Annotated in this window: 21 protein-coding genes; 7 read left to right on the forward strand and 14 right to left on the reverse strand. The window is 48.5% G+C overall.

Annotation, left to right across the window (positions count from 1 at the left end):
- Positions 1 to 20: 20 nt before the first annotated feature.
- The 6 genes from DTO96_RS05095 to DTO96_RS05120 all read right to left on the reverse strand — a co-directional run bounded on the left by DTO96_RS05095 (position 21) and on the right by DTO96_RS05120 (position 4,192).
- Positions 21 to 911, reverse strand: a complete 891-nt coding sequence (locus tag DTO96_RS05095; RefSeq protein ID WP_114562504.1) for a cobalamin-binding protein — start codon at positions 909 to 911, stop codon at positions 21 to 23.
- Positions 908 to 1,330: an ExbD/TolR family protein gene (locus tag DTO96_RS05100; RefSeq protein ID WP_114562505.1), complete on the reverse strand. Its 423-nt coding sequence runs from the start codon at positions 1,328 to 1,330 to the stop codon at positions 908 to 910. The genes DTO96_RS05095 and DTO96_RS05100 overlap by 4 nt, the downstream gene beginning before the upstream one ends.
- Before the next feature lie 43 nt (positions 1,331 to 1,373).
- Positions 1,374 to 2,006, reverse strand: coding sequence for a MotA/TolQ/ExbB proton channel family protein (locus DTO96_RS13070; RefSeq protein ID WP_114562506.1), 633 nt, complete (start codon positions 2,004 to 2,006; stop codon positions 1,374 to 1,376).
- Positions 2,007 to 2,089: 83 nt separating this feature from the next.
- Complete coding sequence (locus DTO96_RS05110) at positions 2,090 to 2,845, reverse strand: hypothetical protein (RefSeq protein ID WP_114562507.1); 756 nt, start codon at positions 2,843 to 2,845, stop codon at positions 2,090 to 2,092.
- 57 nt (positions 2,846 to 2,902) lie between these two features.
- On the reverse strand, positions 2,903 to 3,703 hold the full coding sequence (gene dapB / locus DTO96_RS05115) for a 4-hydroxy-tetrahydrodipicolinate reductase (protein WP_114562508.1): 801 nt from the start codon (positions 3,701 to 3,703) through the stop codon (positions 2,903 to 2,905).
- A gap of 147 nt (positions 3,704 to 3,850) precedes the next feature.
- Positions 3,851 to 4,192, reverse strand: a complete 342-nt coding sequence (locus DTO96_RS05120; RefSeq protein ID WP_157964330.1) for an outer membrane protein assembly factor BamE — start codon at positions 4,190 to 4,192, stop codon at positions 3,851 to 3,853.
- A 166-nt stretch (positions 4,193 to 4,358) separates the two neighbouring features.
- On the opposite strand from DTO96_RS05120, the gene fur reads away from it, so the two are divergent.
- From fur to DTO96_RS05140, 4 genes are all read left to right on the forward strand, one after another.
- Complete coding sequence (gene fur, locus DTO96_RS05125) at positions 4,359 to 4,796, forward strand: ferric iron uptake transcriptional regulator (protein ID WP_114562510.1); 438 nt, start codon at positions 4,359 to 4,361, stop codon at positions 4,794 to 4,796.
- 315 nt (positions 4,797 to 5,111) lie between these two features.
- Positions 5,112 to 5,951 (forward strand): tRNA threonylcarbamoyladenosine dehydratase, encoded by an 840-nt coding sequence (locus DTO96_RS05130; RefSeq protein ID WP_114562511.1) that lies wholly within the window; start codon positions 5,112 to 5,114, stop codon positions 5,949 to 5,951.
- A complete protein-coding gene (locus tag DTO96_RS05135) occupies positions 5,948 to 6,808 on the forward strand; it encodes an MOSC domain-containing protein (RefSeq protein ID WP_114562512.1) in 861 nt (286 codons plus the stop codon). Before DTO96_RS05130 ends, DTO96_RS05135 begins: the two co-directional genes overlap by 4 nt.
- A gap of 406 nt (positions 6,809 to 7,214) precedes the next feature.
- Positions 7,215 to 8,087: an AEC family transporter gene (locus DTO96_RS05140; RefSeq protein WP_114562513.1), complete on the forward strand. Its 873-nt coding sequence runs from the start codon at positions 7,215 to 7,217 to the stop codon at positions 8,085 to 8,087.
- A 127-nt stretch (positions 8,088 to 8,214) separates the two neighbouring features.
- Here DTO96_RS05140 and DTO96_RS05145 read toward each other — a convergent pair whose 3' ends face one another.
- From DTO96_RS05145 to DTO96_RS05175, 7 genes are all read right to left on the reverse strand, one after another.
- Positions 8,215 to 8,901, reverse strand: a complete 687-nt coding sequence (locus DTO96_RS05145) for a TIGR02117 family protein (protein ID WP_157964331.1) — start codon at positions 8,899 to 8,901, stop codon at positions 8,215 to 8,217.
- Between the two features lies 1 nt (position 8,902).
- On the reverse strand, positions 8,903 to 9,556 hold the full coding sequence (locus DTO96_RS05150) for a GNAT family N-acetyltransferase (RefSeq protein WP_114562515.1): 654 nt from the start codon (positions 9,554 to 9,556) through the stop codon (positions 8,903 to 8,905).
- Between the two features lie 135 nt (positions 9,557 to 9,691).
- A complete protein-coding gene (locus DTO96_RS05155; protein ID WP_114563931.1) occupies positions 9,692 to 10,303 on the reverse strand; it encodes a GNAT family N-acetyltransferase in 612 nt (203 codons plus the stop codon).
- Between the two features lie 14 nt (positions 10,304 to 10,317).
- Positions 10,318 to 10,860, reverse strand: coding sequence for a DinB family protein (locus tag DTO96_RS05160; protein ID WP_114562516.1), 543 nt, complete (start codon positions 10,858 to 10,860; stop codon positions 10,318 to 10,320).
- A 319-nt stretch (positions 10,861 to 11,179) separates the two neighbouring features.
- Positions 11,180 to 11,803 carry an outer membrane lipoprotein periplasmic chaperone LolA gene (gene lolA / locus DTO96_RS05165; RefSeq protein ID WP_114562517.1) on the reverse strand — a complete coding sequence of 208 codons (624 nt, stop codon included), beginning with the start codon at positions 11,801 to 11,803 and terminating at the stop codon, positions 11,180 to 11,182.
- A gap of 147 nt (positions 11,804 to 11,950) precedes the next feature.
- Entirely contained in the window at positions 11,951 to 13,939 is a 1,989-nt protein-coding gene (gene yoaA / locus DTO96_RS05170; RefSeq protein WP_114562518.1) for a DNA repair helicase YoaA, read from the reverse strand.
- Positions 13,940 to 13,944: 5 nt separating this feature from the next.
- Positions 13,945 to 14,652 (reverse strand): hypothetical protein, encoded by a 708-nt coding sequence (locus DTO96_RS05175; protein ID WP_114562519.1) that lies wholly within the window; start codon positions 14,650 to 14,652, stop codon positions 13,945 to 13,947.
- 121 nt (positions 14,653 to 14,773) lie between these two features.
- Between DTO96_RS05175 and DTO96_RS05180 the strand changes: the two genes are divergently transcribed.
- Both DTO96_RS05180 and DTO96_RS05185 read left to right on the forward strand, forming a co-directional pair.
- Positions 14,774 to 17,149, forward strand: a complete 2,376-nt coding sequence (locus DTO96_RS05180; protein WP_114562520.1) for a Tex family protein — start codon at positions 14,774 to 14,776, stop codon at positions 17,147 to 17,149.
- Between the two features lie 608 nt (positions 17,150 to 17,757).
- On the forward strand, positions 17,758 to 18,492 hold the full coding sequence (locus tag DTO96_RS05185; RefSeq protein ID WP_114562521.1) for an FkbM family methyltransferase: 735 nt from the start codon (positions 17,758 to 17,760) through the stop codon (positions 18,490 to 18,492).
- 244 nt (positions 18,493 to 18,736) lie between these two features.
- Here the strand turns inward: DTO96_RS05185 and DTO96_RS05190 are convergent, their stop codons facing one another.
- Positions 18,737 to 19,165, reverse strand: coding sequence for a MerR family transcriptional regulator (locus tag DTO96_RS05190; RefSeq protein ID WP_114562522.1), 429 nt, complete (start codon positions 19,163 to 19,165; stop codon positions 18,737 to 18,739).
- Positions 19,166 to 19,360: 195 nt separating this feature from the next.
- Between DTO96_RS05190 and DTO96_RS05195 the strand changes: the two genes are divergently transcribed.
- The gene (locus DTO96_RS05195) at positions 19,361 to 20,884 is read left to right on the forward strand and encodes a multicopper oxidase family protein (protein WP_114562523.1); all 1,524 of its coding nucleotides are present in this window, start codon (positions 19,361 to 19,363) and stop codon (positions 20,882 to 20,884) included.
- Positions 20,885 to 20,991: the final 107 nt, after the last annotated feature.

Below are 20,991 nucleotides of genomic sequence, written 5' to 3' on the forward strand. Positions count from 1 at the left end.
TCCTTTCATTTTATCGTTTGCTACGAATGAAGCACATTTAATCTGACTTGGTCGACTTTTGTGCACAGCTCATGTGTGGCCGTCAGTGTGCGCAATGTTGCACGGTTCATGCTGTCGGCATCGGTGTAGATGAGGCCTTGAGCCCGTATGGCAGGCAAGTCCACCCATTGTAACCATTCTTTCAAACTGTCATCGGGTTGTCCGCCAGGCGTTGCTGTGGCAATGATGCTGGGCTTTAAACGCAACACCTCCTCGACGTTCACCGTCGGTGCAGTCAAGGGCAGGTCTGCAAAGACATTGTGTGCCCCACAGCGCGCCAAAGCATCGCTGACCCAACTTGAACCATTTAACGTCATCAGTGGGGCATGCCACACTTGATAAAATGTGGGCATGACAGGTTGGCGGGCATCGCGCAATAGAGGCAAGGTACGGTAAGCATTTAAAATGATCGGAGCCGCGCTGCTTTCCACGCCCGTTAACTGTGCCAAACGCATCAATGCGACAGGAATGTCGGCTAAAGTTTGCACGCGATGAAAATACACAGGGATGTTTAAACGTTCCAAAGCCGCCAATTGAGCCGGTGAATTGCCACCTTGCCAAGCGATGATGACGTCGGGTTTGAGGGCGGCAATGCGCTCGAGGTCAAGGCTTTGGTAATCACCAATGATGGGGATGTTTTTGGCGGTGGCAGGAAAGTCGCTGTACGTCGTTGTGCCGATGATGCGATCACCCGCACCGATTGCGAACAGGTTTTCTGTGATGGATGGCGACAGTGCGATGATGCGTTGAGCGGGGGCGTTTATGCTCAGTGTGTGTCCTGTGTCATCGTTGACTTCAAAAGCATGGGCGTTGATGGCAAATGCACAGGTCAATGCCATGCCACAGCCCATGATCGTTTTTAAAAAAGTCATTTTGTTGTGCCACCGCTTTGTGTCAGGAAGCTGACTTTTGATAATCCCGCTGTTTGCGCGGCCGTCAACGCATGTGCCACCTTGGCATAAGGCACGGCTTGATCGGCGCGAATGTGCACTTGGGTTTGTGCGCTTTTAGCGGCCAATGCAGTGAAAGCACCCGATAAGTCCGTATCTTTGACCGCATGGTTGTCGATGAAGTATTGACCTTGGGCATCGATCGACAACACCACGGGTGAGCTGTCTTGCTGTGCGCTTTGGGCTTTCTCATTGGGTAAATCCACTTTGACCGAATGTGTCAGCAAGGGGGCCGCCATGATGAAAATCACCAGCAGCACCAGCATCACATCCACCATGGGGGTGACATTGATGTCTGCCATGGGGCGATGACCTTGATTTTTTTGAGAATTGAATGCCATGATGGTTCGTTTATCCCGATGTGAATGGATGTGAGTGTGTGTGTTACTGAATGTGAGTGTGCTGGGTTTGGTTGTTCAAAATGTCATGTGCAAACGCATCCAGCTCGGTTTGATGCGTTTGGTTGTTGCGACTGAAAAAATTGTAAGCAAACAGGGCAGGCAAGGCCACGGCCAAGCCAAAAGCCGTCATGATCAAAGCCTCTCCGACAGGGCCGATAATGTTGGCGATCTCCATTTGACCTTGTGCCGCAACTGTGGTCAAAGTGCGATAAATGCCCCACACCGTACCGAGCAAACCGACAAAGGTGGCCGATGAGGCCACGGTGGCCAGCAACGTCAAACCTTTATCAAGGTGTTGGTTGGCGACACGCACGGCATGGGACAATTTGCGTTCCAAAGTGGGTGCATCAACCGATTGTGTGGCGAGTTGAGCGATGGGCATCAACAGATTTTCTTTATCAAAAGGTTTGAGTGCAGACATGCGCGTGTCGCTGTCTTTGTTGTGCCAAAAAACGGCCAAACCTTGTCCCAGATCGCGCAGGCGCATGAACATCGACAAGCGCATGAAAATCACGCCCCAGCTCAAAATCGACATGAGTAAAAGCACGATCACAGTGAAGTGGTTGAAAGTGTCGCCTTGCGACCAAAAATGTTGCAAATTAAAAGAAGTGTTCATACGTTTCACTAAAAAAGTTGCTCAAAAAATTGTTTGGAGGGGATTAACCCCTTCATTGTAACAAGGGTTGACATCGGATGGTCTTAATCCGAGCCGCAATCAAATATCAGTTTAACATCGGCATAACTGGCCACGACAGTGCCTGCTGCATTGCGTACTGTGGGGAATTTTAAACGCATCGCCTGTTCATGGGCGAGTTGGTTCATGGTGGCGTCTTGGCTGTTGCCATCGATGTGTGCGGCTTGAACAATGCCGCTGGAAGCAATTTGCACATGTGCCATGACCTGACCGATGAGGCCTTGGCGCTTGGCGCTGGCGGTGCACGTCATTTGCTTGGTTTGTGGGCGGTTGCGCACAGGAGACGTGTCGTCGTTTGCATCGCGTGCGGCGGCGGCTGAAGTGCTGATTGAAGCGTGCTCGCCTTGCATCGCAGTGGTTGGGGTGACTGAAGTTGATGGGGCCAGTGCTGCAGATGGGCTTTTGCTTGAATGTGCATTGGAGGGCGCACCATCGGATGGTGTGTTGGAGGCCTTCGCATTTGTGCGCACGACATCATGGGCTGGGTGTTCTGGAGCTGGCGAAATCTGAGACGAGGCCGTTTGAGGGTTGTTTTCGGCCATGTTTGCGATCGCCTGAGTTGCTGTTTCAGTGGTCGATACAGGGCTTGCTGTGGATGTGTTTGGTTTTTTTGTGAGTGCCACCTCAGTTAAAAGGGTGGTTTGGGTTTCTGATAAAGTGTTTGTGTGGAGGAGGGGCTCTGGTGTCGGAGCGTTCAGCAACAGCCCTGTGAGCAAGCACAAATGGAGCAGTACGCTGAGGACAAAGCTTGAGGTGCGCATGGGGGTCATTGAAAACGCCCAGCGTGGGCTGGGCGCGATGATGAGTCAATCATTCGATTAGTCTTTCAAGCCCAAAACATCTTGCATGTCATAAAAACCAGCGGTGTTTTGATTCAAAAATTGTGCAGCACGCATGGCGCCTGTGGCATACGTCATGCGGCTGGATGATTTGTGCGTGATTTCAATGCGTTCACCCATGCCCATGAACATGACGGTGTGGTCGCCGATCACATCACCGCCACGAATGGTTGAGAAGCCGATGGTGCTGTCTTCACGCACACCAGTGACACCTTCTCGGCCATAAATGGCGCATTCTTTTAAATCACGTCCCAAAGCGCCCGCAACCGCTTCACCCATCATCAAGGCCGTGCCTGATGGCGCATCGACTTTCAGGCGATGGTGGGCTTCAATGATTTCGATGTCGTAACCCGTGTTTAAAATTTTAGCAGCCATTTCGAGCAATTTGAGTGTGACATTGACACCTGTGCCCATGTTGGCCGCAAAGACCACGCCGATGTGTTTGGATGCCGCGTGAATGGCAGCTTTACCCGCATCGTCAAACCCCGTGGTGCCGATGACGGCATTGACCTTGTTGGTGATGCAAATGTTCAAGTAGTCCAATGTGGCTTCAGGGCGGGTGAAGTCAATCATGCAATCGGCACCAGCGAGCACTTCGCTTGCATTGTTGCTGATGAGCACGCCTGTGGTGCGGCCGAGAAAGTCGCCCGCATCCTTACCTAAAAAAGCACTGCTGGCTGAATCGAGTGCGCCGTGAAGGGTGATGCCGTCGGTGGCGAGTGCCGCTTCAATGAGCATGCGCCCCATGCGCCCAGATGCGCCGGTGATGACTAATTTCATAATGGAATAGGTGAACGAGAAAAATGGATTGAAATATTGGCTTTAAATTCATCGGCCTCATTCGGGTGCGCTTTAAAATTAAAGCGTGAATTCATGAGGTCGATGATGCCCAATGGGGGCTTTGATGTGATTGTTTAGCTAAAGTTATTACTTGACTGGCACTGTTTCGACGGGTAAATCACGTTCGATTTTTGTGGCAACACCATTTTGAAACCATATTGTGATGCGGCGTTGCTCTACTTTTTGATAATGGCGGTCTAAGCGGTAAATGTAGTCCCAGCGATCTGCATGAAAGATGTCTTGTAAAATGGGTGAACCAACCGCATTGGCAACCTCGACCTTGCTCATGCCCTCACGAATCAAGGGCACACGTTCGGGTTCAATCACATTGCCTTGCTGCGTGGGTGCTTTGTAGGGCAAGTTAACACAGGCAGTGAGTGACAATGTTGCAACGGCAACCAAACACAGTTGAGACAGTGATTTTTTCATGGACAGTCCTTCATGGAAGATGATGAATACAGGCGCGAGTGACGAGACAATGGGGGAAACAGGGGTAAACACAGCTAAAGCCTCGCTTGCGCGCCCAATTTGTTGTAAGATTACCATAAATTGACAATAAGGAGCGGCAAAAGCCGTTCAAATCAGAGGTAACAACATGGATAAAACGCACGAACTCAAAAGCAGTGGGCTGAAAGTCACGCTGCCGCGTTTGAAAATTTTAGAGCTTTTTCAAAACAGCGTGGCGAATGGTGAGCGTCATTTAAGTGCAGACGATGTGTATCGCGTCCTCATGGGCGAACAGATGGACATTGGCTTGGCGACGGTGTATCGCGTCTTGACACAGTTTGAGCAGGCGGGTATTTTGCTGCGTCGCAATTTTGAATCAGGCAAAGCATTGTATGAACTGAATGAAGGTGAGCCGCACGATCATTTGCTGTGCTTGAGTTGCGGTAAGGTGGAGGAGTTTTCCGATGCACAGATCGAAGCGCGTCAACATGAAATCGCTGAACAACATGGTTATGTGTTGCATGAGCGTGCCATGAGCTTGTATGGCGTGTGCGCCGAGTGCCAGACGAAAGTCAAACGCCGCTAGCATGATCCGATCACAACAGCGCAACGCGCTGTTTTTCTTTGTCGGTTTTTTGTTTTAATCGCCTTTTTAGGCATTCCTGTTGTCATAATTAGCGTTTGTATGGTCGCTCTGTTCATTGATCCGTCATGCCACGCTTGACGCGGTATCTCCCAGTGCATAAGGTTGCGCGTCAAACTCGCAATGACGTTTTAAATTGCAATAACATGTCGGATTAAATAGCAGAGTGGTATGCGTCATGCTTAAGCCACAATGTCTGTTTATGACCGTTCAATGTCTCTGATTCGTGCTTTATATTGATTCCAAAAAGTTTATTATATGAACCAACCTCATATCTCAACTCACTCCTCAACTCATTCATCAAATTCTTTCCATACCATCACGGCTCGGCGTTTTGCAGGGTTGGATCGCTTGTATGGTGAAGGTGCCGCGCAAAAACTCAGCCAAGCGCATGTGTGTGTCGTGGGTGTGGGTGGTGTGGGTTCATGGGCAGTTGAGGCTTTGGCGCGTTGCGGCGTGGGTGAATTGACTTTGATTGATGCCGATCATGTGGTCGAATCGAATGTCAATCGACAAATTCAAGCAACTGAGTTGACCTTTGGTAAAGCAAAAATCACAGCTTTGAAAGAGCGCATTGGTTTAATCAATCCCGATTGCATTGTGCATGAAGTCGATGATTTTATTGATGAAGACAATTTGAATTTGATGCCTGCCTCAGCGCAGGTTATTCTGGATTGTGCCGATCAGGTGCGTGCAAAATATGCCATGTTGCTTGAAGCACGTCAGCGTCGTCAACCATTGCTGTGTTGTGGTGCGGCAGGGGGGAAACAGGATGCAACGCGAATTGTTCAATGTGATTTGTCGCAAAGCATTCAAGACCCCATTTTGGCAAAAATTCGCTCACGGTTGCGTTCACATTTAAAGCAAAGCGGGGCGAATTTGGGCAAGAAATCAGCCACGACCGTTGCGAAACTGGGTGTGCCCGTGTTGTTTTCGGATGAGGCCGTGCGTTACCCAGAAGCCGTGTGCGATGTGGGTGATGCCGCGCCCCAAGGTTTAAACTGCGCGGGTTTTGGTTCTTCGGTGATGGTGACCGCCAGCTTTGGTATGGCGGCGGCACAATGGGCGGTCGGACACATATTAAGGGAGAAAAAATGAGTGCTTTGGATGCTTTTGATGTTCGGGGACGCATCGATGCGTTGTACGTTCACCCAGTGAAATCGTGCGCAGCGGTGGCGGTGGATGAGGCGGTGCTGACACCCACAGGTTTGCAATTTGATCGAGAATGGATGGTGGTCGATGCAGCGGGACGATTCGTGAGCCAACGTGAGTTACCACGCATGGTGTTGATTCAGCCGACATTGGCCGAAGAGGCGTTGATCTTAAATGCGCCAGCCCAATCGCCATGTGCCATTCATTTCAACCAAAGTGGTGATGCGTTACAAGTGACGATCTGGGATGATGTTGTGGCGGCATTTGACATGGGTGATGCCGCGGCACTATGGCTCAGTGATTTTTTAGGACAAAATGTGCGCTTGGTGCGATTTGATCCCATGCATGAACGTGTGTGCAGTGAGAAGTGGACGGCAACACACCGTGCCACCACGAAATTTGCCGATGGGTATCCGATTTTGGTGTCCAGTGTGGCTTCGATGGATGAACTCAACACCCGCTTGCATGATGTAGGAAGTCCTGCTGTCAATGCCTTGCGCTTTCGGCCGAACATCGTGCTGTCCGATGTGGCCGCTCACGATGAGGATTTGATTGATGTCTTGCACATCGAGGATGAGCGCATTCAGCTGAAAAATGTCAAACCGTGCACCCGTTGCCCGATTCCAAACGTTGATCCGATGAGCGCGGAGATCGATCCGATGATCAGTGATGTGTTGCTGACGTATCGCCGCAATGCAAACATGGAGGATCAACTGACTTTTGGCGTGAACGCGATCGTGCTGGCAGGTGCTGGACTGACGTTGAGGGTGGGGCAGTCTGTGGGCGCTGATTATGTATTTTAAAAAAAGGATCTTTTACTCATCAGTACAGGTTGGGTTCAAATAAAACCAGCCATGATGGTTGGTTTTATTTGCGATGTGGTGGTGAAAAAGCATATCCAGCAATACCCATTTGTGAAAAAACTGCTTTTTAAAGGATTCGCGGAATAAGTCGTTTTGTAAAAACATAGACCCAATAAAATTTAATGACTTACGTTGTTTTTTTGCAAACTGTGGACTTGTTTCGTGATTCCTTAACTTTTGAATGTCAAGTTAAATGCAAGCCAATAAGCGGGTTGTACAGTCTCGGACCGCTCAATAAAGGCAGCCTGTTTTCGATAAATGCTTTTTGGTTTATGCTTGGTGTGCTGGGCAATGGGTTAAACAATGGGCAGTTGAAACCAATAAACAAGAGCTTACAGGAGCATAAATGCCACTTTCTATATTTTCCCCTATCATCTATTTATTATTTGGTCTAATTTTAGGCAAGTTCCCTATTGAACTTAAAGGGCGTATTTCCATGCTCTTGACGAAAGTTGTCATCCCATTGGTTATCATTTATAACATTGCAACGCATCAAAGCGGGACTTTTGTCATTATGGCTGGAATCATTGTCATGATGTTTTTGATGCTGTGCTTGAGCAGAATGGTCACAAAAGACCCCGTACAAAACCTATGTTTTTTTTATTTAAACATCGGTTGGCTCGGTTTGCCGATTGCCAGTACGCTGTTTGGCGATGGTGCGGCGATGGTGATTATTGCTGCGTATGTGGGCAGCTCATTGTTTGGAAACTCCATTGGTGTCGGTTTGATGGCGCACGGGCAAGACATTAAAACGAGAATCTGGCAAACATTACAAGCCCCGCCTGTATGGGCTTTATTGGTTGGTATTTTATGCTTGCCACTTCATAACAGCATTGAAGCTCTGAAGCCCATCTACGATGTTCTAAAATTTTTAATGGGGTTTATGGGGATGGTGGTTTTGGGAATTTGGTTATCGTCTACCAAAATCACAGCCTCGGATTTTAAATCAGCATTGATTCCATTTTTTATACGTTGTATGACTATTTTTGTTTTTGTGAGTTTATTTATTTTGGTATGCCAATATTACGATATTGCATTGGTATTGAATAATAAACCCACGTTGTACCTGCTTTGTTTATTGCCACCTGCCGCTAATATCATTGTGCTAGAAACCCATTATATGAAAAGTGGGCGTTCGGCCAGCATGATTGCTTGTGGTACGTGTTTAAGTATTGCAGCGATTGCTGCTTATGTCGCATTTGTGTTGTTAAAGATGTAGACGATGGTTTTTTATGTGCGGGCCTATTTTTGTTTGTATAGCTCATCCCATACACAGCCTTATTGTTGGTGTTTTTAGGGGGTATTCTGAAAAGCAGCCATCAATTGATCAGCACAGTATTTGAAGATCAAGGTAAAAACCGCATCACCCCATCTTGCAGTGGGCTGAATGCTGCCGTTTTTATCCCTGCATGTGCCAGCGTTTTGCGTGTCCATTCATTGCATGTTGTGAAAATGGAGTACCGTCCCGTGGCTTCGTAAAAGGCGTCGTGATCGTTGTAATTGGCTGTGGTGTTGATGTGTTCAACTTGGTTGTGCGCGTCGAATTTGAAGCTGCGGTCAATGTCAGCAACTATGGATTGAAAGGCGGCCTCGCTGATGCGCAGGTGGCGGATGGTGGGGCTGATTTTGGGCTGTTCGATGGCTTCGATGTGCATGGCGGTGCTGCCTAAACCTGTGGCTGCAATGAACGCGGTGGAGGCTTTGAGTTCTGCCCATGTCGGTGTGTCGAGGTAAAAGCCTTTGTCTCCCCAGCCAAATGAAATGTATGACAAATGTCCATCCGTATTGTGCAGGTCTGCGGGTGGGATCATGTTTGACCAGTCGCGTATTGCTGTTTTTGCAGGTAAAACGATGTCGGTGTGCACGCCGTTGGTGCGCACATAAATGTCGACGCCTGCTTGATCGGTGGGGAGTGACGCAAAATTCGCATGCAAGGGGATGCGGCTGAGCGTGACAACAGTGAGTGCATAGAGGGCAACAAAAGCCACAATGCCCAAAAGTAAGTTGCGTAGGCTGTACAGAATTTTTTTCATATTAAGGTTTTCGTGGGGAGCTGATGCGGCTCTCGTGTTGACGCAGCTTAAATTCAAGGTGTGTTTTAACCGTTGCCCATTCCGTGGCGATGATCGAATAAACGGCGGTGTCCCGTATGTTGCCATTGGGCATGATGCGTTGTGCGCGCAAAATGGCGTCAAGTTGTGCACCAAGACCCTCAATGGCGCGGCGGCTTTGGCTGTTCAAACGGTGGGTGCGCAGTTCGACGGCGATGGTGTGCCATTCTTCAAAAGCGTGTTTCAGCATCAAGTATTTGGCCATGGTGTTGATCCCCGTGCCTTGTGCAGATTGTGCATACCATGTGGCGCCAATTTCAACGCGCTGGTGGGTGGCCGATCGGTCAAAGTTGAGGAATGTGGTCATGCCGACGATGGTGTCGATGCCATTGTGGGTTTGGATGACGGTGAATGGGATCATTTCACCGAGTGCAAACTGTTCCAAACGGCGCTCAATTTCTGCAGCAACACCGTCCACCGTGGGGGCGTAGGTGTAGTGTAACTTCCACAACTCCCCATCGGCGGTGGCGGCTTGTAATCCCAGTGTATGATCCAACGAGGACAGCTCCAGACGAACATGCCCATTGGACAATGAAGGGGCGGTCAACGTGTTCAAGTGTTTTTTGATGTGCAGCATTTTATTTTAAGGACGCACGGAAAAAGTAAATATCTGTTTTTTAGTGCTTTAAGTTGGGATTTTTGTCAGAAACCGCCAGACAGAAATGAAGCAAAATGACAGGCTGCTCAGCGGGCTGTGCTTGGGTTTTTGCGATTAAGCATGGCGCAATTGTTCAATTTTGAATTCAAGGTGTGTCTTGATGGTGTTCCACTCATTGGCGGTGATGGAGTAAACGGCGGTGTCGCGTAAAGTGCCGTTGGGCATGATTTGATGCGCACGTAAAACACCATCCAGTTGTGCACCAAGCCGTTCAATGGCGCGCCGACTTTGAGTGTTCAAGCGGTGGGTGCGGAATTCGATTGTGATGACTTTCCAATCTTCGAATGCGTATTTCAACATCAAATGTTTCACTGCTGTGTTGAGTACCGTGCGCTGCACGGTCGGTGAATACCATGTTGAGCCGATCTCTGCGCGTTGGTATAAGGCGGTTTGTTCGATGTTCATGAAGCTGGTCATGCCGACAATTTCATCTGCACCGTTCATCGTGCGGATGATGGTCAATGGGATCATTTTGCCTTGCTCGTATAAACCCAAACGGCGCGTGATTTCAGCAGCAACACCTTCAACGGTCGGTACCGCGGTGTACCACAGTGTCCACAATTCGCCATCGGCCGTGGCTTTTTGTAAGCCCGCCACATGCTCAAGCGATGACAGTTCTAAACGGACAAATTCGTTGCTTAAAGTGAGTGCGGGCAGTGTGCTCATGAGTGTTTCTTTCTTTAACATTCAATGTCATCGGGAATCAACAAAACCAAATCGGTGTCGCCAAAGTCTACACCATTTTGTGACAATAAAGTACTCACTTGACCGCGATGATGGGTTTGGTGATTGAAGAAATGCATAAGTAAGGCAAAGAAATTTTTGTGTGCAATGACCCCTTTCATATTGGCATACACCACTGTTTCATCTAAATCACCATCTGAAATGGCCTCAACCCAACGAATGATCTGTGCATCCAGCATGCTGCGATACCCAGAAAGTTCGGGCAGGGTGTTGAATAAAAATTGATTGAGCTTGCTGGGTGAGGGGAGTGTATGAAACACTTGCGATTCAGGATGCTTCGCTGTGTGTCCAGCAAAGCGTTTGAGCCAAATGGTGTCGCCAACGGCGATGTGGTTGAGCGTGCCCAGAATCGACCCAAAAAATGCACCTTGATTGGTGGTCAATTGCTCATGGCTTAGGCCTTGTGAGGCCGTGAATAGGGTGTTATTCATCCACTGATTATAATTCGCCATGAGGCGAATGTGAGTGGTGCGGTGCATGTGTGCCTCCAAAAAAACAGTTGCGGGTCAATGTGTTGAAGTGGGTTAACATGTGAATCGCCAACTTAAACCTCACTTTACGCTTGTTTAATTTGAGAGGCTTGAGGTGGGAAATCCGCAGGACATTCAGATGAACCCAAATCAATCCATCAACCAAAGCATCGGATGTTTGCGGGTTTGAACCTGTTTGTAAATTACCCCTATTTCTCAAACTCACCATACTCACCATAACAGGCGATGACGCCAATGTTTTTTTGACGGTGGTTTTCGAGTCAATCACGTGAATGCGATTGACCCTGTGGCCGTCATGGGAGGTGCATTACTTGCTTTGAATCGCGCCCTCAGGTGCTGAGAAGCTAAAGGTGCTCGCTGCTGCGCCAGAGTTTTGGCTCACGCCTGAGAAATTCAGAACGGTGACTTGCCCAAGCGTGTCGTACAGCTCCATGGCATCTGGTAAACCATTGCGCAGGCCAATGTTGACTTTGGTGAAATTGCCGCTGCGTGATTTGGGTACAGCCGTGACCCATGCACGACCATCGGCTTCGCCCCCATCGCTTAATGTGAAATTGGCCGATAAATCCGAACCACCAAACAAAATCGCAGCGGGCGATGAGCCGATTGCACTACCCAAACTGCGTTTGGTGACTTGATTCAAATCTTTATCAAAGATGATCAATGTTTTGCCATTGCTGACCAAAACTTGCTCGTATGGATGTGTGTACGTCCAACGAAATTTACCCGGGCGGGCAAACACAAATGAGCCCGAGCTGATTTTTTTTGCCGCGCCACTTTTGCCGATGACTTTTTGAGTGAAGCTACCCGATGCATTTTTGGTGTTGCGGTTGAATTGTTGCAAGTCATCGATGGGCGTGGCATTGGCAAAACCCGCTGCAGAGGTCAAAACAGCTGCGGTTAAAACTTTAGTTAAAACAGATTTAAACATGACGTGTCTCTATTGAGTTGAAGATGGGGATGTTAAGGTGTGGCCATTGAATATGGTTGACGAATTTTTTTAAAGGCCGATGCGTGGGTACACAATTTAATTGCTAAGGCCATGATTTTACATAAAAATGCAATGGTTTGCGCGGGGTCATTTTTTTTCATTAAAAAACGCTTGCACCACATCTTCTTGACGCGTGCGGGCAAACGAAGGCAAGCTTTGCCAAATTCGACGGCCGTACGGTTTGGAAATGAGGCGGGTGTCACAAATCATCAAGACACCTTTGTCTGTTTCTGAACGAATCAATCGACCTGCACCTTGTTTGAGACTGATCACGGCTTGTGGCACTTGATAGGCCATGAAGCCATTTTCACCTCGCTCTTCAATCGCTTTCAAACGAGCAGCCAGCACGGGATCATCGGGCGGGGCGAAGGGCAGTTTGTCGATGATGACCACGGACAGTGCTTCTCCGCGCACATCCACGCCTTCCCAAAAACTTTGTGAACCGACTAGCACAGGGTTTGTGGCTGCGCGATATTGGTTGAGGATTTCGGTGCGAGAGGCCGTGCCTTGAACCAACAGCGTCCATGGTAAATCATGCGCTTTGATTTGTTCATCCAGCCATGCGGCGTAACGTTTGACTGCGGCCAAAGTGGTGCAAAGCAAAAAGGCACGACCATTTGAGGCTTGCAATACAGGCCAAACTTTGGCCAACATGGCGTTACCAAAAGCGCGGTTCGATGGTTCTGGTAAACCGTCGGGCACGTACAATAAACCTTGATTGGCGTAATCGAAAGGGCTGTCCCAGCTCGCAGTGGTGGCGTCGCTCAAGCCCAATTGCTCGGTGAATAAAGAGAAATCTTTTTTCACCGATAAAGTGGCTGAAGCAAAAATCCATGTGCGCATGTGATCGGATTCACGCTGCCGAGTGAAGCTTTCGGCAACCGACAGCGGGGTGGCGTTCAGGCGCACGGAGTAAGTCAGCGCCTCCACCCAGCGCACCATGTCACTGCCCGTTTGACCTTGCCATTGTTCATATGAGGCGATGAGGCTGCTTAAACGTTCGGCGCATTGTGCCAATGTTTCGGCGCGCACCGTGGTTGGTTCGATTTTTGCCAATGATTCATTCAAAATCGTCAACATCGTGTCCAGCGCACCCCACAATGGTGAGTCTGTGGGCAACTGAGAGACGCTCCAGCGGCCATTGTCATCCCCGCACGCGATGCGAAAATCTTTTGCAGCGCGTTCCATCGTGTCTTTGAGTGCACTCCAATCCAGCGCATCACGGGCGTGGGTGATGCCTTCGGCCAGTAAGTCCCGTGCCAAATCAATGATTTGTGCGCTGGTGACCTGTTGACCAAAAAACACACTGGCGATGTCGGGCACTTGATGCGCTTCGTCAAAAATCACGGTGTTGGCCGCAGGCAGCAGCTCAGCAATGCCTTCTTCACGTAACATCACGTCGGCAAAAAACAAATGGTGATTGACCACCACGACATCGGCGGCTTGCGCATCTTTACGCGCTTGCATGACGAAGCATTCTTTGTGGTTTGGGCAGTCTGATCCGAGGCAGTTTTCGCGTGTGGAAGTGACTTGTGCCCACACTTGCGCATCGTCTGGAATTTCAGGCCATTCGGCTTTGTCGCCCCGTTTGACCAGGTTGATGTTCTTTTTGATGCTGTTTAAATGCTTGACGTCTTCGCGGCCAAACAGTCGACCATTCATCAATGTGCGCTCAAGGTGGTAGTGGCACACGTAATTTGAACGGCCTTTGAGTAAAGTAATGGAAACAGGTGCAGCGAGGACGTCGCGCACTGTTGGCAAATCACGTTCAAACAGCTGATCTTGCAGGGTTTTGGTGCCTGTCGAGACGATCACTTTGCCGCCCCACATCAATGCAGGGGCGAGATAGGCAAACGTTTTACCTGTGCCTGTACCTGCTTCGAGGACGGCGCAACCCACTTTATTTAAGGCGTGGGTCACAGCTTCAGCCATCTGAATTTGTTCTTGACGCGAGTGGTAATGTGGGAGGCGTTGTGCAAAAGAACCACCTTCGCCGAAAATGCGGGACAGGTGGTTCTGTTGTTCAAACGGTAGCGAGGAGGCTGAGTTGGGTGAAGTGTTTTCGGTATCTGACATGAATTTTATTGGGGTGATGCGACCGCCGCGGCCGCAGACTTTGCGGCTTTTTCGGCGGCATCTGCGCGCGCTTGCGCAGCTTCAGCACGTTTCCTTTGTATATCCAGTATTGTATTGCGTTTTGCCTCGAACAACGTCACGTTTTTTTTGCGTTCTTCTGGTGTCAATGGATCGGGTTGCGCCAATTTTTCGGCATAGGCTTTGAGTTTGGCTTCATATGCGGCTTTGCTGGCCAAACGGGTGGCGGCTTGTGCCGCTTGTTCACGCCGGTATGCGGCAATTTTTTGCTCTAAAGCCACTCGGCGTTCGTTGGCTTCATATTGACGAATGAAATAACGTGCGGAAGTGCGATCCAATTGCGCGGTGTCCCATAGGTCATTGCGCACCGCTGTGACCTTATTGATGCAACGGTTGACCAAAAATATTTTATTGCATGCGACTTTATCAATCATCAAGTTGGCATCGGCCAAATTTTGTACTTCAATGGCTTTGTTTTCTTGGGTTTGTGCTTGTTTAAGGGTTTTGATGCTTTTTGCGCGTTCGACTACTTTTTCGTTTGACAGTGCATCGTCGCTGATGGCGTTGGTGAATTGAGAAGTTGCGCTCGCACACCCCGATAGGCTCAGAACTATGGCACAATACGCGACGAATTTAATCCGTTCATGTGAGGATGATCGGATTTCTTTCGAATTATTTGTATGTACATACATCATCTGGCTCCGCTATTTGCTTGGCAAGTATTTCATTGTGCTAATTATCCATTAAATCTTAATTGGTTTGTATAATTATACCGAGCATTTGTTGGTCTGGAACACTATTTCGTGAATATATAATATGACTTTAAACAATCAAGATGTTGCAAAAGTTTTGCAAGACCGTATTATCACCCAAATCGCGCAGGATTTGCAGATTCGTGCTGAACAAGTCCGTGCCACGGTCGAATTGTTGAATGAAGGGGCAACCGTTCCTTTCATCGCCCGTTACCGTAAAGAGGTCACGCAAGGGTTGGACGATACGCAATTACGCAATTTAGACGAACGTTTAAGCTATTTGCGTGAGCTGGAAGACCGCCGTGCGACGATTGTTAAATCAATCGAGGAACAGGGTAAGCTCACTCCTGAGTTGGCAGCAGCCATCAATGGTGCAGCCACCAAGCAGTTGCTTGAGGATTTATATTTACCTTACAAACCAAAACGCCGCACCCGCGCGATGATTGCGCGTGAAGCGGGTTTAGAACCTTTGGCTTTGGCCTTGTTGGCGGAGCCAACACTGGATCCGCACATTGAAGCCGCCAAGTATTTGAACCTCAATATTGAAGTGCCGATTGCCGATGCCAAGGCTGCTTTGGATGGTGCGCGTGATATTTTGGCGGAAAATTTTGCTGAAAATGCAGAGCTGTTGGCCAATTTACGCAGTTATTTGAGCAAGGGTGGCATCGTTTATGCGGCTGTGGTTGCAGGTAAAGAGGCTGAAGGGCAAAAATTTCAAGATTATTTTGCATATGATGAAAGGCTGTCAAACATCCCTTCGCATCGCGCTTTGGCGATGTTCCGTGGGCGCAACGAGGGTGTGTTAACCGTGCGTTTGGGGTTGTCTGAGGAGCTTGAGGCCATCACGCCGCACCCATGTGAAACCGTGATTGCCCAGCAATTCAACATTGCCGACATGGGACGCGCTGCGGATGCTTTTTTGCTCAACTGTTGTCGTTGGGCTTGGCGTGTGAAATTGCAATTGCACCTTGAAACGGATCTGCTTGGTGATTTGCGCGAAAGGGCTGAAGCAGAAGCGATCACTGTGTTTGGCAGTAATTTGCGTGATTTGTTGCTCGCCGCACCTGCGGGGCACAAAGCGATTTTAGGCCTCGATCCAGGCATTCGCACGGGCTGCAAAGTTGCGGTGATTGATTCGACCAGTAAATTGTTGGCAACCGATACGATTTACCCACACCAGCCACGCAATGATTGGGATGGTTCATTGCACCGTCTTGCTGTGCTGTGCAAAATGCATGGTGTGCAATTGATCGCCATCGGCAATGGCACGGCCAGTCGTGAAACTGAAAAACTTGTGCTCGATGTGATGAAAGCACATCCTGAGCTTGGTTTGCAAAAAATTGTTGTTTCAGAAGCGGGTGCATCTGTGTATTCGGCCTCTGCATTGGCTGCGGCCGAGTTTCCAGACCTTGATGTGTCGATTCGTGGTGCGGTCTCGATTGCCCGTCGTTTGCAAGACCCACTGGCTGAGCTGGTCAAAATTGATCCAAAATCCATTGGTGTTGGCCAATACCAACACGATGTGAATCAGCGCGAGTTATTGCGTGGCCTGGATGCTGTGGTTGAAGATTGCGTGAATGCGGTCGGTGTGGATGTGAATACCGCATCCGCGCCGTTATTGGCTCGTATCTCAGGTTTGAACAGCATTTTGGCAAAAAATATTGTTGAATACCGTGATGCCAACGGTGCTTTCGCCAACCGCAAGGCCTTAAAAAATGTGCCACGTCTTGGTGAGAAAACGTTTGAACAGGCCGCAGGTTTCTTGCGCATTTCCAGCAGCACCCCAGAAGCCAATCCGCTGGATGCTTCATCGGTTCACCCTGAAGCGTATCCCGTGGTGGAAAAGATTTTGGCCAAAATCAAGCAAAGCATTCGCGATGTGATGGGTAAAAAAGAAGCCCTTAAAGGCATTTCCCCTACTGAGTTCACCGATGAAAAATTTGGTTTGCCCACGGTGATGGATATTTTCAATGAACTTGAAAAGCCTGGCCGCGATCCACGCGGCGAATTCAAAACGGCAACGTTCTCAGATGGTGTGGAAGACATCAAAGACCTCAAACAAGGCATGATTTTGGAAGGTGTGGTCACCAATGTGGCCGCTTTTGGCGCGTTCGTCGATATTGGTGTGCATCAAGATGGACTCGTGCATGTGTCGGCCTTGTCGACTAAATTTGTTCAAGACCCTCGTGAAGTGGTGAAAACGGGGCAGTTGGTCAAGGTCAAGGTCATGGAGGTTGATGTCCAACGCGGTCGAATTGGTTTGACCATGCGCTTGGATGATGAGGCCTTACCGACGCGGAATGAACGCCATGCAACGGCTGCACCTGATCGTCGAAATGACCGTGGCAACTCACGCCCGCAGGGAGGGCAACGCGGTGGTCAATCTTCTGCGCCACCAAATACTGCATTTGCACAGGCATTTGCGAAGCTGAAAAAGTAAAGTGAAGTGAGGGATGGGCATGCAGGGCATGCTCATTTTTTATGTTCAATTTTTCATGCCCAATCGATCGACACAAAAGTCTTGCTTAGAAATTAAAGCGAGGCATTTTTAGTCAAAATAAAAAGCATGTTGTATTGATGTTGGTTGAATGTGGTGATGTTTTATTCGTTGTATCCACAGAAACATGTGCTATTGAATGGAATGGCATTCGAATGCCATTTGAACGTGTTCAACCGAAAGTATTCAAAGCCCACTGATGGTGTTTTTTATCATTTAATCTGCACAAAATAAGCGTAACCGTGCAAGCAGAGCATGAACTGATATCAATAAGTGGCATTTTTGGGCTGACGCACTCATTTATTTTAAAAGGATGGGCTTTGCTTCAATCATTTACAAGTAGAATGCAGGCATTCAGTTGACATGCTTTGACTGTTTTCACGTGGTCGACACGTGATCGACGCTTGATTTCAAATCAGACTTCTGCTCAATTTGTGCCATGATTTTTAGAGTGGCTGAAGTGAACAAACACGGTTGATTGGTGCAAAAAATAGGCATGCGGAAAAGTCTTACACTTTATAATAAATGAATGATTTTTACTTGGAGAATATATGCAAGTTGAACCCAATACAAATAGTATTTTGAAATTGTTAACCGCTTTATCTCCAAAGAATTGTGACACATTAAGTAAGGTTCGAGTGGGGTTGTCAGCGGATGGTGGTTATGTGCTGCCTGACGACTTTGATGGTGTTCAGGGGATGTTGTCGATCGGTGTGGGGCCTGATGTTAGCTTTGATCATGCGCTGGCACAAAAAGGGATTCCATCGTATCAATACGATCATACCGTTGAAAAAAATCCAATTGACCATGAGTTGTTCCATTTTCATAAACAAGGTTGGGCTGCTGAAACATCGGGTGATTTTGTGAGTTTGGCGGACATGCTTGAACACAATAACTTGTCAGATAAAGACGATTTGATCCTTAAATTTGATGTCGAAGGGGCTGAGTGGGATGCATTTACATCCATTTCGGTTGAAACTTTGTCCAAGTTTCGTTTGATCGTGTGTGAGTTACATGATTTTACCCAACTATACGATGCCCATTTTTTTGCCAAAGTGCATGATGTCATCACCAAGTTGACACGCCATCACACATGCGTTCATACGCATGCAAACAATTACGGTGGGATTTCTTTGCTGCATGGCATGGCCATGCCTCGGGTGATGGAGTTTAGTTTCATTCGAAATGACCGTGATGCTTTTAGTCCGAGTTTTGATCCCATTCCAGGGCCATTGGACATCCCAAATAATCCGAATGAACCAGACTATGTGTTGAGGTTGTTTTGAAATGGCAGGGTGTACCTGCTATCTAAATTTTTCAAACGTTTTCATTTTTTTGAGTTAAAGTTTTTTTAAGTTGAGGTTCTTTCTTGCTCCATGCCTTATACATTACAGATGCTCTGGATCAAATCAAAAGCCCTTTCAATGCCATTGAAAGGGCTTTTTTTATGCAAGAAAGATTGTTGCGGCAAAGAAAAATGTATTGTGTGGTTAAATATTTTGAGCGGTATTTTGATTAATGAGCGACATGCTAACGTATGGTGTTTGTATCTGTTTGATTGATGTGTGCGATGATGGGGCAACATTCATTTTCGTCGCTGTGTTCACACTCATTGATCCAGCGTGTCAACGTCATTTCGACAAAATCCAAATGCCGCCGTGTCTCCTGAACTTGTGTCAAGCGCATTTGTGTCAATTCGCGTATGCGGTTTTTATCACTGGCTTGATCGGTGAGGGCGAGCAAGGCGGCGATGTCGGCGAGGGTGAAAGACAGTTGTTGTGCACTTTTGATGAAGTGGATGCGGGTGATGAGGGTGTCATCATAACGCGTGTAACCTTCGAGTGGTTTGGTGGGTTTGGGCAGGAGACCGCGAGATTGGTAGTAGCGGATGGTTTCAATGTGCACGCCAGCGGCTTTGGCGAGCTGACCAATGGTGAGGGTGGGGGCCGTGTTGTTCATTCTGCTTGACTCCGTAGTTAAGTACTGAGATTACAGTGTACCTGTACTGCTGATGGGTGTTTATCTTTTTCATTGGCATGCTGTTTTATGCTGCATGCGGGTCTCATTTCCACGTGTGTTTGATGGGTATATTATGGCCTGTTGTATTGGCTGGTATTGAATGTTGAATGGATGTGATGTTCTGAAAGGGAAATTATGGATCGTCGTCAATTTTTAAGTCGAGGCGTGGGGTTGCTGGGGGTGGCTGTGATTCCTGTCGCCTGTGCCAAGGTGGGTTCAGACCATGGTATGCCTTCAATGCAGGGCATGAAAGGCATGGGAGGCATGGCAGATCCTTCTGCTTTGGCGGCTTTGGACGTGCTGCCAACTGGGTTGGCAGTGCCCAGCTTGCCGTTATTGATCAATCAAAGCACCGATGTCAATCATTTTAAAGCGACGTTGACTGCTGCGCCGATGCAGCATGCGTTCATTGCAGGCAAGCCAACGACGGTGTGGGCGTATAACGGCAGCCCCACGCCGTTGTTGATTGAGTTGATTGAGGGCATGTCTGTGGAAATTGAGCTGATCAATCAATTGCCACAAGAAACAACCTTGCATTGGCATGGTTTACCCGTACCACCCGAGGAGGATGGTGGACCACAGGAAGCCGTACCGCCACAAGGGCGACGAACCTATCGTTTCGTTTTGCCTGAGGCGTGTGCGGGGACGTATTGGTTTCACCCTCATCCCCATGGCACAACGCATGAACAGGTGTTTCGTGGTTTGGCTGGCGCCATCATTGTTCGACCAAAACTGACGTCGAGTGATGCGTTGGGTGTTCTGCCTGAAACGCATTTATTTGTGACCGATTTGAAGCTGAATGCCGATGGCAGCATCGCTGACAATGACATGAACGATGAGATGAATGGGCGTGAGGGGCAGTTTTTGTTGGTCAATGGTGCTTATCAGCCCGCAGTTTCACTGGCTCAAGCGACCCGCGTGCGATTGTGGAATGCGACCAATGCGAGGTTTTTGAATTTGCAATTGCAAGACATGACAGGGCAGGCGGCGAAGTTGGTTCAAGTGGGCACGGATGGTGGTTTGTTGGCACAGGCGCAGCAGGCTCAAACCGTGTTGGTCAGCCCCGCAGAGCGAGTGGAATTATGTTTGTCATCGAAAGAGGCCGCAACCTTGAACCTGCATGCGCTGACATATTCACAAGGCAAAATGGGCATGGTGCAACCGACGCCCGCCCGCAAATTATTGGCGGTTCAATTGGCTGCAAGTGCCCTTGTGTTGCCCCAACGCTTACGTGACATCATGCCTTTGGGTGCCGCTGTACGCCAACAAAGGGTTCGGTTGAGTGAAACCATGAGCATGGCGGGGGGTATGCACAACATGAGTTTTTACATCAATGACAAACAATTTGACATGAGTCGCATTGACTTCACCAGCAAGGTCGGCGAAGTTGAGGAGTGGGTGATTGACAACACCTCGGACATGGATCACCCCGTGCACATTCATGGCGGGCAGTTTCAATTGCAGCGGCGTGAGTGGATTGATGCCAGTCGTGGTGCGCCAACTCAGTATGCATTGTCTTTAAAAGACACTGTGAATCTGAGGTCTGGCGAACGTGTGGTTTTTAAAATGATTCAACGGCATCAAGGCGTGCGCATGTTGCATTGTCATATCCTTGAGCATGAAGATGCTGGGATGATGGCCAATGTCAGTGTGGTTTAAGTGGCTTTTTGAAAGTTTTTAAACATTTTATATTGCAGTTGAACGATGACAGAGTCCGCATTTTTGCGGACTTTTTTGTTGGGGTACGTATTTATATTTCTGCATTG

The sequence above is a fragment of the Ephemeroptericola cinctiostellae genome (genome assembly GCF_003339525.1).
Classification (GTDB): Bacteria; Pseudomonadota; Gammaproteobacteria; order Burkholderiales; family Burkholderiaceae; genus Hydromonas; species Hydromonas cinctiostellae.

What these genes read in the sequence shown, in the direction of transcription:
- DTO96_RS05095 (WP_114562504.1), bottom strand. Translation starts at nt 911, where the DNA reads ATGACTTTTTTAAAAACGATCATGGGCTGTGGCATGGCATTGACCTGT.
- DTO96_RS05100 (WP_114562505.1), bottom strand. Translation starts at nt 1,330, where the DNA reads ATGGCATTCAATTCTCAAAAAAATCAAGGTCATCGCCCCATGGCAGAC.
- DTO96_RS13070 (WP_114562506.1), bottom strand. Translation starts at nt 2,006, where the DNA reads ATGAACACTTCTTTTAATTTGCAACATTTTTGGTCGCAAGGCGACACT.
- DTO96_RS05110 (WP_114562507.1), bottom strand. Translation starts at nt 2,845, where the DNA reads ATGCGCACCTCAAGCTTTGTCCTCAGCGTACTGCTCCATTTGTGCTTG.
- dapB (WP_114562508.1), bottom strand. Translation starts at nt 3,703, where the DNA reads ATGAAATTAGTCATCACCGGCGCATCTGGGCGCATGGGGCGCATGCTC.
- DTO96_RS05120 (WP_157964330.1), bottom strand. Translation starts at nt 4,192, where the DNA reads ATGAAAAAATCACTGTCTCAACTGTGTTTGGTTGCCGTTGCAACATTG.
- fur (WP_114562510.1), top strand. Translation starts at nt 4,359, where the DNA reads ATGGATAAAACGCACGAACTCAAAAGCAGTGGGCTGAAAGTCACGCTG.
- DTO96_RS05130 (WP_114562511.1), top strand. Translation starts at nt 5,112, where the DNA reads ATGAACCAACCTCATATCTCAACTCACTCCTCAACTCATTCATCAAAT.
- DTO96_RS05135 (WP_114562512.1), top strand. Translation starts at nt 5,948, where the DNA reads ATGAGTGCTTTGGATGCTTTTGATGTTCGGGGACGCATCGATGCGTTG.
- DTO96_RS05140 (WP_114562513.1), top strand. Translation starts at nt 7,215, where the DNA reads ATGCCACTTTCTATATTTTCCCCTATCATCTATTTATTATTTGGTCTA.
- DTO96_RS05145 (WP_157964331.1), bottom strand. Translation starts at nt 8,901, where the DNA reads ATGAAAAAAATTCTGTACAGCCTACGCAACTTACTTTTGGGCATTGTG.
- DTO96_RS05150 (WP_114562515.1), bottom strand. Translation starts at nt 9,556, where the DNA reads ATGCTGCACATCAAAAAACACTTGAACACGTTGACCGCCCCTTCATTG.
- DTO96_RS05155 (WP_114563931.1), bottom strand. Translation starts at nt 10,303, where the DNA reads ATGAGCACACTGCCCGCACTCACTTTAAGCAACGAATTTGTCCGTTTA.
- DTO96_RS05160 (WP_114562516.1), bottom strand. Translation starts at nt 10,860, where the DNA reads ATGCACCGCACCACTCACATTCGCCTCATGGCGAATTATAATCAGTGG.
- lolA (WP_114562517.1), bottom strand. Translation starts at nt 11,803, where the DNA reads ATGTTTAAATCTGTTTTAACTAAAGTTTTAACCGCAGCTGTTTTGACC.
- yoaA (WP_114562518.1), bottom strand. Translation starts at nt 13,939, where the DNA reads ATGTCAGATACCGAAAACACTTCACCCAACTCAGCCTCCTCGCTACCG.
- DTO96_RS05175 (WP_114562519.1), bottom strand. Translation starts at nt 14,652, where the DNA reads ATGATGTATGTACATACAAATAATTCGAAAGAAATCCGATCATCCTCA.
- DTO96_RS05180 (WP_114562520.1), top strand. Translation starts at nt 14,774, where the DNA reads ATGACTTTAAACAATCAAGATGTTGCAAAAGTTTTGCAAGACCGTATT.
- DTO96_RS05185 (WP_114562521.1), top strand. Translation starts at nt 17,758, where the DNA reads ATGCAAGTTGAACCCAATACAAATAGTATTTTGAAATTGTTAACCGCT.
- DTO96_RS05190 (WP_114562522.1), bottom strand. Translation starts at nt 19,165, where the DNA reads ATGAACAACACGGCCCCCACCCTCACCATTGGTCAGCTCGCCAAAGCC.
- DTO96_RS05195 (WP_114562523.1), top strand. Translation starts at nt 19,361, where the DNA reads ATGGATCGTCGTCAATTTTTAAGTCGAGGCGTGGGGTTGCTGGGGGTG.